This is a genomic window from Staphylococcus simulans (assembly GCF_002902285.1).
GTDB classification, from domain to species: Bacteria; Bacillota; Bacilli; order Staphylococcales; family Staphylococcaceae; genus Staphylococcus; species Staphylococcus simulans.
On record NZ_PPRU01000045.1, the window covers coordinates 146,345 to 158,659 of the forward strand.

Below are 12,315 nucleotides of genomic sequence, written 5' to 3' on the forward strand. Positions count from 1 at the left end.
GGTGCTTTCCCTCCTGGTGAACAGTACAACACTTTAAAATGTTTACAAGCACAACATAACCAAATCGCTGCACATAGCCGCATTGTAAACTTATTTAAATCAAAAGGTTATGAAGGTGAAATTGGTTTAGTTCACGCATTAACACAATTCTACAGCATCGATGATCAACCATTAAACCAAATCGCTGCTTACAAACATGATATCTTTATGAATGGTTTCATGTTAGACGGAACATTCCTAGGTTACTATACTCCAGCTAAATTAACTGTAGTAAGAGAAATCTTAGGTGAAGAATTCGAACAATTAGATATTCGCGAAGAAGAACTAGAAGAAATCCGTAAAGCTGCACCACAACTTGACTTCTTAGGTATTAACTATTACCAAAGTAACTGGATCAAATACCATAATGAAGAAAGCTATATTCACCATAATGGTACAGGCGATAAAGGAACTTCTGTCTTCCGTGTTAAAGGTATCGGAGAAGTTGTTAAAAATGAAGCAATCCCTACAAATGACTGGGATTGGTACATTTATCCAGAAGGTCTATATGACATGATGGAACGTATTAAAAACGACTATCCTAACTACAAAAAAATCTATGTTACTGAAAACGGCCTAGGCTACAAAGATGTACTTGAAGATAACGGTGAAGTACATGATGACGAACGTATTGACTATGTAAGACAACATATTGAAGCAATCGAACGTGCATACGCAGACGGTATCAACGTTAAAGGTTACTTCATCTGGTCACTACAAGATATGTTCAGCTGGTCAAACGGCTACAATAAACGTTATGGTTTATTCTATATCGATTTCGAAACTCAAAAACGTTATGTTAAAGACAGTGCGAAATGGTATAAACAATTATCAGACGACATTTATGGAAAGTAAATAAGTAAGGCAAAACCCCTCAGAAAATTCTGAGGGGTTTTGTTATATAAGTTGGTATAGAATATATGTTTGAAAGTTATTGCTTCGTATCTTTAAACTGCAGAATACGTTGACCAATTTGGTCTCTGACTTGTTGGAAAACAGACCAATCTTTGCCTGCAGGATCTTCAAAACCCCAATGTACTTTTTTAACATGCTTAGGGACGACAGGGCAATGTGCCTCCGCATGATTGCATAAAGTAACAACAAGTTTGGCTTTGTTTAATAAATCAATATCGATTTTATCAGAGGTTTGATCGCTGATATCAATGTTAACTTCTTGCATCGCTTTAACCGCAAGAGGATTCACACCATGTGCTTCAATCCCCCCAGACATAACAGTCCAGTCGTCTCCAAGTATCACTTTTCCGAAACCTTCTGCCATTTGGCTGCGACATGCATTGCCTGTACAAATAAAGTAAATAATAGGTTTATCCATATGTGTTCCTCTTTTCTAATTAAGTAGTAGTGAGAGATATAGACCGATAAGTGTGATGAATAGGACAGGTAATGTCACAATCACACCTGTTTTAAAGTAAACACCCCATGAGATTTTGACGCCTTTTTGGGCTAGAACATGTAACCAAAGTAATGTTGCGAGCGAACCGATAGGGGTCATTTTCGGCCCTAAATCAGAACCGATCACATTCGCATAAATTAAACCTTCTTTGATGATACCTGAGGCATGTGCTTGATTAATCGCAATCGCATCAATCATGACAGTTGGCATATTGTTCATAATTGCGGATAAGACAGCTGATAAGAAGCCCATGCCCATAATACCGCTCAATAAACCATGTTGTGAGAAGTTGTCTATGATGTTTCCTAACAACGCAGTAATGTCTACATTTTTAAGTCCGAAGACAACTAAATACATACCAAGTGAAAATAAGACAATGTTCCAAGGTGCGCCTTTAATAACTTGTTTTGTGTGTACAGCTTTAGAGCCTTTTGCGAGTACTAAGAAAGCTAACGCAACTACGCCTGCGATGAATGATACAGGAATATTTAATGACTCGCTGATGACATAACCTATGAGTAATACTGAAAGCACAATCCAAGCTATTTTAAATAACTTATCATCTTTAATCGCACTACGGGGTGACTTGAGTGTTGTATCATCGAAATGTGTTGGGATGGCTTTCTTAAAATATAGATAAAGCACGATAATACTGGCTACAAGCGCAAAAAGGTTAGGGAGCATCATATGTTTCATATACTCAACAAAACCAATATTAAAGTAGTCAGCAGAGACAATATTGACTAGGTTGCTAACGACCAACGGTAGGGAAGTCGCATCCGCAATAAAACCACTTGCGATAATGAACGGAAAAATTACACGTTGATTAAAGTTCAAATGTCGCACCATCGCAAGAACGATAGGTGTTAATATTAATGCTGCACCATCATTGGCAAAAAGTGCCGCAACCACAGCACCTAATAACATGATATAAACAAACATCTTAATCCCGTTACCTTGTGATGCTTTTACCATGTGTAAAGCTGCCCATTCAAAGAAACCAATCTCATCTAAGATTAAAGAAATGATGATTAATGCGATGAATGTGAGTGTCGCATTCCATACAATCTGTGTCACTTCACCGACATCGCTTAATGTGACAACACCAGTGATCAAGGCAAGCACAGCACCTATAAGCGCTGTAATGCCAATATCCAGCCCTTTAGGCTGCCATATCACAAAGATTAAGGTAAGTATAAAAATCGTAATGGCTAGAAAAGTCAAAGTCGTTCTACTCCTTTATGAATGTTGTGACATGCACAACTAGGTTGAGATGTACCTATATCATGGAGTTGATCTAAGAGAGAAGTATAGGTTTCTGTATTCAAATGATAGTAATGTTTATTACCATCTTGGCGTTTATTAACTAAATGATTATCCATTAAAGCTTTCATATGATGACTTAGGGTAGGTTGTGTCACTTGAAAGTAGGTCAATAAATCATTAGCACATAATTCACCACAAGACAGTAAATTGAGTATTTCTAAGCGAATAGGGCTCGATATTGCTTTTAAGTATGTAGATAATGTTTGATAGTTCATTAAATCATCCTTTCTTTAATAGAGTATCAACTATATAGATACCTGTCTATATAGAAAACATAAAAAAACCTAGCAACTTTTGGTTGCTAGGCAAGATAGTGATTCGATTTATTATTTAACTGGGTTAGCAGTTTCATCTAATACTTTGTTTAAGCTTTCGATGTTTGCTTTACCTTCAGTACGGAACCATTCTACAACAGCGTCTTCGCCTTCTGAGAAGTGGTCAGTAGCACCTCTCCATGTAGCACGGCCACATAATACACCATTGAATGTAGAACCAGATTCTTTAGCGAAGTATAAAGTTTTTTGGAATAGGTCTGCAGATACACCTGCGCTTAAGTAGATGTAAGGTAAGTTAGTTGAAGCAGCTTGTTCTTTGAATGCTTGAGCAGCTTCTTCTTTAGTGAATAATGCTTTTTCACCGAAACCTTCAACATAGTTCATGTTTACAGGAACTTCTACTTTTAATACGTCTACGTTGAAACGAGGTTCAGAGTATTTTTTTCATTGCTTCGTTTACTTTGTGTGCTTTTACTTTCGCATATTCTTCAGAACCGCTGTCTGCGTTGTTAGCGTCATAAGAAACGATTTCTAAGAATAATGGTAAACCTTCAGCTACACATTCAGCACCAACACGTTCAACGAAAGCTTCTTTTTGATCGTTGATTGCTTTGTCTTCGTCGATGTCAACATAAACTAATAATTTAACAGCATCTGCGCCAGCTTCTTTTAAACGTTTAACAGACCATACATTTAATAAGTCAGGTAAACGTCCTGGTTCTGAAGCATCGTAACCAGTTTTTTCATAAGCTAATAATAAACCAGCATTTTTAGCACGAACTTTAGTTGCTGGAAGACCATATTCAGGGTCTAATAAGATACTTGAAGCGTATGGTGTTAACTCTTCAGATACATGTACTTTGAATTGTTCTAAATCTTCTGTTTTAGCATCTTCACCTAATAAGCGTTTTAAAGCGCCACGTTGGTCGATTGCTAATGCAGCGATGTAGTTTTTGTCATTTAATAAAGGTTTAATTGATTTTGTCATGATGAATGCTCCACCTTTTCAATAGTTATTTGATTACTGAATTTCTCAAAGTTATTTAAGTCAATGTGGCCAGTTCGTGCTTCTAATGCATTGGAAATACCAGCAGCCATAGCGTATGTTGCTGATTCTTGGATAGAAGCGTCTTTAGAGATGCCATAGCTGAAACCAGCTAAACTGCTATCTCCAGAACCTACTGGGTTGATCGCAACGACTTTAGGAATATCAACGTTATAGACTTGTGCTTCATGACGTAGTAATGCACCATTTTTACCTAAAGATAATAAGATATATGGAATATGCGCCAAGCTTTCGTCTAATAATTGATTGGCTAAGTCGATGTTGTCTGAATTAGTAATTGCTTTGATCTCTTCACCATTTGGTTTGATTAAGAGAGGAGGGCAATGTTTTGAATGATTAACAGTATAGTTTAATACTTGTCCTGAAGTATCTAAACAAACTGGTACATTCTGTTCATTTGCGACTTCTAACAATTTGACGTAATAGTCTTCAGGGAAGCCTTTAGGTAAGCTGCCTGAAATCGTAATTAAGTCAAAGTTAGAGATAATCGAATTGAAGTGTTCTAAGAAACGGATTTGAATTTCTTCTGGTTGCAATGCACCGCTTTCTAGAATTTCAGTTTGACTATTTTCGCTTGTAACGGCGATACATAAACGAGTTGAAGCTGGAGAAACAGTGAAATCATGTTGGATTTTTGTTTCATCTAAGTTGTTAGTTAACCACTCGCCGAATTTACCGCCGATAATTCCTGTACATGTAACATCAATTCCTAGTTCACTCGCAACACGTGCTACGTTGATGCCTTTACCGCCAGCTGATTTGTAATCTTCGGTTGCACGTTGAACTGAATTGATTTCGAAGTGTTCTAATGGGTAATTGATATCAATTGCAGGATTTAATGTAACGGTTAATAGTTTGAATGTCATTAGTCGTGATATTCTCCGTTATTCCATTTAGTTAAGAAATCATCGAACATATCTGGAGTGTAATGAACATCTTCAGGTTTTAAAGTTTCATCCATTGCTTTGATGATCGCTTCTTTTTCTGGAGTTGGTTCATATTCTGTTTCTGCAAATGTATCAACGATGTTTTTGATTAAGTCAACACCTGTAACCATACCGCCAGCTGCGATGACATTACAGTTGTATTCGCTTCTTGCTAAACGTGCACTTGTTGCATCACGAACTAATGCAACACGAGTTCCAGGTACTTTAGTTGCACTTGCACTGATACCTACACCAGTACCACATAATGCAACACCAAAGTCTACTTCACCTGTAGCAACTAAATGACCGATACGTGTACCGTAGATAGGGTAGTGTGTACGTACATAGTCATAAGTACCGACATCAATAACTTCATGTCCGTTATTTTTTAAATAAGTAGCAACTTCTGCTTTAATATTTGTAACAATATGGTCACAACCAATAGCAATTTTCATAATTTAATATCCTCCTATTAACATAAAGAATTCAACATATCTACTCTGATTTGGTGTCGTCCAGCGTCGTAGCCTGCTTTTAAGAATGCTTTTACGCAGTTTAATGCGTTTAATTTACCTACAACTTCGCTACCTAATACGATAACGTTTGTATTATTGTGTCTATGAGTCATTTTTGCTGATTGCTCATCTGAAACCGTTGCTGCAATAATATTTTTTTGTTTGTTCGCAAAGTTGAAAGGTGCAATACCGTATTTGTCGATGACAATGGCTTTAGTACCTTCGTGTTCTTGGACATATTTAGTAACCTCAAGTGTAATTTCAGCAATGTTAGTTGCTTTACTGTTTACTGATAAGTCCTCGATTTCGTACTCAGCATCTGCTAAAGATTCTAAAATGAAATCTTTTAATTCTTTTGACTGTGAATCACTATGAATAACAATAGACATAATAAATCCTCCTGTTCGAAAATGTTTGATTTTGTTCTTATCTAGAATATACACTTCAAGGGGTAATTTGTCAATTTGATAGATTGTAAAAAATAAGTAAATCTATTGATAAAAGGGAATTTATAAGAAGATAAGAGGGGATATTTCAATAATTAGACAAAAAGAAAACGCACACGTTTCGTGTGCGTTAATGTTCGTATTAAATTATAAGATATCAGTATAGTTTTGATAATTCTCTCTGATTGTTTGCGAAATATCGTTATCAGTAATAATCGCATCTAAATGATCGATTTGATAGAAAACTGAAAAAGCACGTGTATTGAATTTTGAACTGTCCGAAACAAGATATTTCTTCGAAGATTGGTTCAAAATAATTTCATTGGCTTTTCCTTCTTCTTCATTCGCAGTTGTCGCATCATTATCGCTAATACCATTGACGCCAATAAATGCTTTATCAATATGTAATGACTCCAGCATTGTATTTGCGAGACGTCCGATAAATGAACCTGTTTTCTTTCGATAACGACCACCGATTAAAACAATATCCATATGTTCTAAGCCTTCATATTGTTCGAAAATATACAGTGAATTGGTAATGATATGTAAACGCATATCTTTAATGAAAGGGAAGATGGCTTCATTTGTTGTACCTGAGCCAATAAATACCGTATCTTCATTTTGAATCAGTCGGCTGGCTTTTTCAGCAATCATACGTTTTTTATCACTATTCAGCTGTTGTTTTTCTTCATTTACAAGCTCGTTATAAAAGGTATGAGGTAAGACAGCTCCACCGTGAACACGTACAAGTAAGGCTTTATGTTCAAGCTCTTTTAAATCACGTCGGATAGTCATTGCAGCCACGTCCATATCATTAGATAAATAACTGACGCTGACGCTTCCGTTTTCTTTTAAGATGGATAGTATTTTTTGATGTCGCGCTTCTTTTAAATTCATTATATTTCACAACCTGTATATTTTTTCGATTTCGTCATTATTATAGCATAATAATTTATTGGGAATGTACCATATTTGGTTTTATTTTGCATATGAGAGTGCCTCAAAGAACAGCTGTTTAAAGCGAGTTTTGTCTACTGCTAAAACAACGTTTACTGACTTTTCTTGAGCATTGTAATTCACAACAGTAGCACCGCGTGTGTAAGTGCCGTTTAATTCAATCGCAACTGCTGCATCTGCAGTTTTAAAGTGTTCTGGATGCAGTAGGTAAAGCATGGTATAAGCATCATATACAGCAATGCCTGTATCGAATTCATCGCCGTGGTAATGATTAAACATATGATACAACATATGGGTAGTTTGATTAATAGATTTCAACTCGTTGATTGCAGTACTTGATAAACTAGCACCTCTTGCTACATCAAGTCCAACCATTGTGATAGGGAGACCTGCTTTAAAGACAATATCTGCAGCTTCAGGATCACAGTAGATATTAAATTCAGCAGCAGGTGTAACATTACCGCGTCCAGCACTGCCACCCATTAAAACAATCGCTTTGATATTAGATTTAACTTCTGGATACGTTTTAAAAAGCAAAGCGATATTTGTTAGAGGACCAATTGGCACAAGTGTAATGGGCTCATCAGATTCTAGAATAGTTTCTCGCATAGCTTCTATAGCTCGATTAGAGGCAAGTAATTCTGGTGAGGGTTCTGGAAGTTCATAACCACCCATACCTGTTTCACCATGTACGTGAGAAGCATCAATCGGTGCATTGATTAAAGGTGCGACTGCACCACGATGTACTGGAACATCGCTTTCAAAGAATGCTTTGAGTTGTAGGGCGTTTCGTGTAGTTTTATCTATATTGACATTACCATGTACGGTAGTAATCATCTTCACATCAATCTCAGGATGATTCAGCGCAATACTAATAGCTGCTGCGTCATCAATACCTGGATCAGTATCTATGATAATAGGGGTTGTCATATCTCTTTCTTCCTCCTTTTAAAAATAAAATAAGCTACTTATATATTTTATAATCCTTCTGCAAAATAGTCTAAAATTATGTATAAAAAAACTGGCAGGGGAGAAACCCCAGCCAGTTTTTTGTGCATCATATAAATAATGATATTACATATGAGCACTGTGTCCGCCGACCATAACCCAATAAGAACCGATAATAGTAATTAGGGTAATGATAATGGCGAAGATAACTTTGAATAATTGTGTGCGTCCATCTTTACCTTCAGTTAAATGCATGAACATTAATAATTGAAGGGCAGCTTGGATGAAAGCAAATCCAAAGATAATTGTAATCTTAGCGTTAAGTGCTAAAGATGTGTAAATCGTCACGTATACTGCTAATAGTGTCAAGACAATTGAGGCAATAAAGCCAACTGTATGTTTTGCTATTGTATTCATCCGCTATACACCATCCCTATCAAGTATACTGCAGTAAAGATGAAGACCCAAACAACATCTAAGAAGTGCCAGTATAAACTTACGATAAATAATTTTGGCGCATTGTCTTTATTAAGTCCACGCATTGCTACTTGGATTAATAGACAAATCACCCAACCGATACCCAACGAAACGTGGACACCGTGTGTTCCTAACAAGATGAAGAAACTTGACCAGTAAGAACCGATTTGTGGTGTTACACCTTGGTGTGCATAGTGTGCGAACTCGTAAATTTCTAAACCTACGAATAAGATACCAAGCAATAATGTGATAATCATCCAGATCATCATTAGTTTTTGCTTTTCTTTTCTCATGTAATAAATTGAAATACCACATGTATATGAACTGATTAATAACGCAAATGTCATTAATAATACTAAAGGCATTTCGAATAAATCAGTTGTTAACTTACCAGCGTAATCACCGCCGTGTTGCATGATAAGCAACGTCGCAAATAGTGTACCGAATAAAGAGAATTCAGCTGTTAGGAAGATCCAGAAGCCAAACTTGTTCAAATTACCTTCATGCGATTGCGCATCAATTGTTTTTGTATCATGCATGACTTTCAGCCTCCCGTTCTTTTTCACGAGCTTCACGAAGTTTTGCTTCAGTAGCAGCTACTTCAGAAGCTGGGATATAGTAACCATGGTCGACTTGGAAACTTCTGTAAATCATTGTACCTAATGTACCGATTAAGCAGATAATCGCTGGTACGATAGTTTCGAATGTTAAGAAGAAGCAACCAACAGTTAAGAAGATAGCCATGAAGAAACCAACTGGTGTGTTGTTCGGCATGTGGATATCTTTATAATTATGGTTGTCTAAGTAATGACGACCTTGTTTTTTCATATCTACAAATGTGTCTAAATCATCCCAGTCTGGAGTGATTGCGAAGTTGTACACTGGTGGAATTGATGAAGCTGTACTCCACTCAAGTGAACGTCCGATACCCCATGAGTCGCCTGAAGCGATACGTGGTGATTTAAGGTGACTGTAAACAATGTTAGCTACTAAGAATAAGAAGCCGATTGACATTAATAGTGCACCGATTGTAGAAATTACGTTTAACATGAACCAACCATCTGATGGCATGTAAGTGTATAAACGACGTGGCATACCGTCTAAACCAAGAATGAATTGTGGCATGAAACATACGTTGAATCCGATTACGAATAACCAGAAGAACGGAATGTTCAAGCGTTCATTCAATTTGTAACCCATCATCTTAGGATACCAGAAGATAAGTGCTGCTAAACAAGCGAACACAACACCACAAACTAATGTGTAGTGGAAGTGGGCTACTAAGAAGTACGTATTATGGTACTGATAGTCTGTTGAAGCCATTGCTAACATTACCCCTGTTACCCCACCGATTGTGAACGTTGGGATGAACGCTAATGAGAATAGCATTGGCGATTCGAAAGAAATTCGACCTTGGTATAGCGTAGCTAACCAGTTGAATATTTTAACACCGGTAGGCACAGCGATTAACATTGTTGAGATTGAGAAGAATGAGTTGATTAAAGGACCATTACCCATAGTGAAGAAATGGTGAACCCATACTAAGAAACTCAAGAATGCGATTGCTGATGTTGCCCAGATCATACTCTTATGACCGAATAAGTGTTTACGTGCGAACGTTGAAATAACGTCTGAGAAAATACCGAATGCTGGAAGGACAACGATGTAAACCTCAGGGTGCCCCCAAACCCAGAAGAAGTTAGCCCAAAGCATTGGCATACCACCATTAGCAACTGTGAAGAATTGAGTACCGAAGATACGGTCAATTGTCATCAATGCTAATGTAACTGTGAATACAGGGAATACTAGGATAATGATCAATGCTGTAACGAAAGTTGTTACTGTGAACATTGGCATTTCCATAAATTTCATAGTTGGTGTTTTCATTCGTAAAATTGTTACGAAGAAGTTAATACCTGTCATTAATGTACCGATACCTGAAAGCTGAATAGCTAATAGGTAGTAGTTAACACCAGGACCTGGACTGAACTCACCAGCAAGTGGTGCATAGTTTGTCCAACCTGCAGCAGGTGAACCACCAATGATGAATGACATGTTGAATAGTAACATTGCTCCGAAGAATAACCAGAAGCTAATGTTGTTCATTACAGGGAATGCAACGTCGCGTGCACCAATTTGTAAAGGTACAACTACGTTCCATAAACCGAAAATGAATGGCATTGCCATGAAGATGATCATGATAACACCGTGTGTTGTAAAGATTTCGTTATAGTGGTTTGATTCCAAGAACGGATTGTTCGGAATTGTTAATTGCGTACGAATTAAAATTGCATCAATACCACCACGGACGAACATTAATACAGCACAAATCAGATACATTAATCCGATTTTCTTGTGGTCAATTGTTGTAAACCACTCTCTGTAAAGATATTTCCATAACTTAAAGTACGTGATTACTGCGATTACCCCGATAACTAGGAATGGCGCACCAATTTGTGCCATTGTGATCATCCAGTTACCTTGAACGAGTAATTCATGCCATGGGAAATTCATTAATGTTCACCTCCATGATTTTTCTTGTTAAGCTCTTCAGCTTTTTCATCTTTAGCGCCTTTTTGAGCTTTTTCCATTTCGTCCATATTATGAGATTCTTCTTTCTTGAATTCATTATTATATGGTTTGTCGTTAGGTAAGATCATAGCATCCATACCGTGTCTCTTATACATAGCGTTTGTAATTTGAGATTTACGAGCAGGATATTTTGAATCTGGTTTGCTTAATACGCCTTCAGTTACATCATAGAAGTTTGGATCTTTTGGAGTGTAATGGAAACGTTTATAAGCGTAGAAGATGTATTCAGGGTCAGCAGCTGGATCTACGAAGTCCATGTGAGTACCACTGAATGTCAACTCTTCATTCTTAGTTGTAGGTAGTAATTGTTTATCGAAAGTATCTTGAGAAAGTTTAGGTTCTTTCTTAGCTTTTTCTACCCATTTGTTGAATTCTGAGTTGCTTACTGCATGTACTGGGAATGTTTGACGAGCGAAACCTTCACCATTGAAGTTTGAGTTACGTCCACGGAACGTACCTTCTTGGTCAGCTTCTAATGTCCATTCCATTGTCATTGCAGTCATTGCATATTTTTGACCGCCAAGTTGTGGAATCCAGAAACTTGTCATTGTATCCATAGATTGCAACTTGAATACAATCGGACGATCTTTTGGAATCGTAATGTGATTCACTGTTTCAATTTTTTGCTCTGGATAAGCAAAGAACCATTTGAAACCTGCGCTTGTTGCATAAACGACGACAGGGTCTTTGTCTTTTGCAGGCGGTGCATCGTACTCATAAAGTGTTTTGACTGTTGGAATAGCCAAAGCAAGTAAGATGATAAATGGTACGGTGAACCAAATAGTTTCTAATAAAGCACTGTGATGTACTTTACCTGATTGTGTTGTATTTGTGTATCGGTATTTGTAAGCAAATACAGCGAATAGAATAAATACAACCGCAACAATAACAAGCATAAAGATGATTGAATAAATGATCAGCCATTTTAAACTGCTTGCCATTGGCCCTTTTGGGTTAAGTACTTCCATATGTTCACAACCACTGAGTAAAATCAGTGAGCCGAACAATAGAAGCAAAGACTTAATTTTTGACACTTTATTGACCTCCTAATACTACAATTGTAGGGCTTAACAATAATTTTAGTTTATTATGCAATATTTACAAGTGGGTATCCGCAACTTTTTTACATAAAAATAAAGAAAGCCTTACAGACACTAGGCCTGACGGGCTTTCACAGATTTGTTAAATTTATGTGTCCATTTTGTGAATACTGACAAAAATGACAGAAAGCACAAAAAAGGGCACTGTAGTTGAGAATGCTTATCAATTAAGGGGTTGAAAGCGCTAGCGCCAAAAAACAAAATAATTATTTTTAAATAGATTTTATCGACAAG

General features: G+C 36.9%; 13 protein-coding genes and 1 pseudogene. 1 reads left to right on the forward strand and 13 read right to left on the reverse strand.

Going from position 1 to position 12,315, the window contains the following annotated elements; genetic code table 11:
* Positions 1-894 (forward strand): family 1 glycosylhydrolase (locus CD112_RS10970; protein WP_142380811.1); only part of this gene is annotated, 894 nt, incomplete at its 5' end.
* A 76-nt stretch (positions 895-970) separates the two neighbouring features.
* Here CD112_RS10970 and arsC read toward each other — a convergent pair.
* The 13 genes and pseudogenes from arsC to qoxA all read right to left on the reverse strand — a co-directional run bounded on the left by arsC (position 971) and on the right by qoxA (position 12,015).
* Positions 971-1,372 (reverse strand): arsenate reductase (thioredoxin), encoded by a 402-nt coding sequence (gene arsC / locus CD112_RS10975; RefSeq protein WP_103364321.1) that lies wholly within the window; start codon positions 1,370-1,372, stop codon positions 971-973.
* A 15-nt stretch (positions 1,373-1,387) separates the two neighbouring features.
* Positions 1,388-2,677, reverse strand: a complete 1,290-nt coding sequence (gene arsB, locus CD112_RS10980; protein WP_103364322.1) for an arsenite efflux transporter membrane subunit ArsB — start codon at positions 2,675-2,677, stop codon at positions 1,388-1,390.
* On the reverse strand, positions 2,674-2,994 hold the full coding sequence (locus CD112_RS10985) for an ArsR/SmtB family transcription factor (protein WP_023015961.1): 321 nt from the start codon (positions 2,992-2,994) through the stop codon (positions 2,674-2,676). Before CD112_RS10985 ends, arsB begins: the two co-directional genes overlap by 4 nt.
* A 111-nt stretch (positions 2,995-3,105) precedes the next feature.
* Positions 3,106-4,042 (reverse strand): annotated as a pseudogene (gene lacD, locus CD112_RS10990) (tagatose-bisphosphate aldolase).
* Positions 4,039-4,986, reverse strand: a complete 948-nt coding sequence (locus tag CD112_RS10995; RefSeq protein WP_103364323.1) for a 1-phosphofructokinase family hexose kinase — start codon at positions 4,984-4,986, stop codon at positions 4,039-4,041. Before CD112_RS10995 ends, lacD begins: the two are co-directional and overlap by 4 nt.
* Complete coding sequence (gene lacB / locus CD112_RS11000) at positions 4,986-5,501, reverse strand: galactose-6-phosphate isomerase subunit LacB (protein WP_002480481.1); 516 nt, start codon at positions 5,499-5,501, stop codon at positions 4,986-4,988. The genes CD112_RS10995 and lacB overlap by 1 nt, the downstream gene beginning before the upstream one ends.
* 17 nt (positions 5,502-5,518) lie before the next feature.
* The gene (locus tag CD112_RS11005; protein WP_002480482.1) at positions 5,519-5,950 is read right to left on the reverse strand and encodes an RpiB/LacA/LacB family sugar-phosphate isomerase; all 432 of its coding nucleotides are present in this window, start codon (positions 5,948-5,950) and stop codon (positions 5,519-5,521) included.
* Positions 5,951-6,154: 204 nt separating this feature from the next.
* The gene (locus tag CD112_RS11010; RefSeq protein WP_103364324.1) at positions 6,155-6,904 is read right to left on the reverse strand and encodes a DeoR/GlpR family DNA-binding transcription regulator; all 750 of its coding nucleotides are present in this window, start codon (positions 6,902-6,904) and stop codon (positions 6,155-6,157) included.
* Between the two features lie 81 nt (positions 6,905-6,985).
* The gene (gene rihC, locus CD112_RS11015) at positions 6,986-7,894 is read right to left on the reverse strand and encodes a ribonucleoside hydrolase RihC (RefSeq protein ID WP_002480484.1); all 909 of its coding nucleotides are present in this window, start codon (positions 7,892-7,894) and stop codon (positions 6,986-6,988) included.
* Between the two features lie 144 nt (positions 7,895-8,038).
* Positions 8,039-8,329, reverse strand: coding sequence for a cytochrome aa3 quinol oxidase subunit IV (qoxD, locus tag CD112_RS11020; RefSeq protein WP_002480486.1), 291 nt, complete (start codon positions 8,327-8,329; stop codon positions 8,039-8,041).
* Positions 8,326-8,928: a cytochrome aa3 quinol oxidase subunit III gene (qoxC, locus tag CD112_RS11025; protein ID WP_002480487.1), complete on the reverse strand. Its 603-nt coding sequence runs from the start codon at positions 8,926-8,928 to the stop codon at positions 8,326-8,328. Before qoxC ends, qoxD begins: the two co-directional genes overlap by 4 nt.
* Positions 8,921-10,903 (reverse strand): cytochrome aa3 quinol oxidase subunit I, encoded by a 1,983-nt coding sequence (gene qoxB / locus CD112_RS11030; RefSeq protein WP_002480488.1) that lies wholly within the window; start codon positions 10,901-10,903, stop codon positions 8,921-8,923. The genes qoxC and qoxB overlap by 8 nt, the downstream gene beginning before the upstream one ends.
* The gene (qoxA, locus tag CD112_RS11035; RefSeq protein WP_002480489.1) at positions 10,903-12,015 is read right to left on the reverse strand and encodes a cytochrome aa3 quinol oxidase subunit II; all 1,113 of its coding nucleotides are present in this window, start codon (positions 12,013-12,015) and stop codon (positions 10,903-10,905) included. The genes qoxB and qoxA overlap by 1 nt, the downstream gene beginning before the upstream one ends.
* Between the last annotated feature and the right edge of the window lie 300 nt (positions 12,016-12,315).

What these genes read in the sequence shown, in the direction of transcription:
- arsC (WP_103364321.1), bottom strand. Translation starts at nt 1,372, where the DNA reads ATGGATAAACCTATTATTTACTTTATTTGTACAGGCAATGCATGTCGC.
- CD112_RS10985 (WP_023015961.1), bottom strand. Translation starts at nt 2,994, where the DNA reads ATGAACTATCAAACATTATCTACATACTTAAAAGCAATATCGAGCCCT.
- CD112_RS10995 (WP_103364323.1), bottom strand. Translation starts at nt 4,986, where the DNA reads ATGACATTCAAACTATTAACCGTTACATTAAATCCTGCAATTGATATC.
- lacB (WP_002480481.1), bottom strand. Translation starts at nt 5,501, where the DNA reads ATGAAAATTGCTATTGGTTGTGACCATATTGTTACAAATATTAAAGCA.
- CD112_RS11005 (WP_002480482.1), bottom strand. Translation starts at nt 5,950, where the DNA reads ATGTCTATTGTTATTCATAGTGATTCACAGTCAAAAGAATTAAAAGAT.
- CD112_RS11010 (WP_103364324.1), bottom strand. Translation starts at nt 6,904, where the DNA reads ATGAATTTAAAAGAAGCGCGACATCAAAAAATACTATCCATCTTAAAA.
- rihC (WP_002480484.1), bottom strand. Translation starts at nt 7,894, where the DNA reads ATGACAACCCCTATTATCATAGATACTGATCCAGGTATTGATGACGCA.
- qoxD (WP_002480486.1), bottom strand. Translation starts at nt 8,329, where the DNA reads ATGAATACAATAGCAAAACATACAGTTGGCTTTATTGCCTCAATTGTC.
- qoxC (WP_002480487.1), bottom strand. Translation starts at nt 8,928, where the DNA reads ATGCATGATACAAAAACAATTGATGCGCAATCGCATGAAGGTAATTTG.
- qoxB (WP_002480488.1), bottom strand. Translation starts at nt 10,903, where the DNA reads ATGAATTTCCCATGGCATGAATTACTCGTTCAAGGTAACTGGATGATC.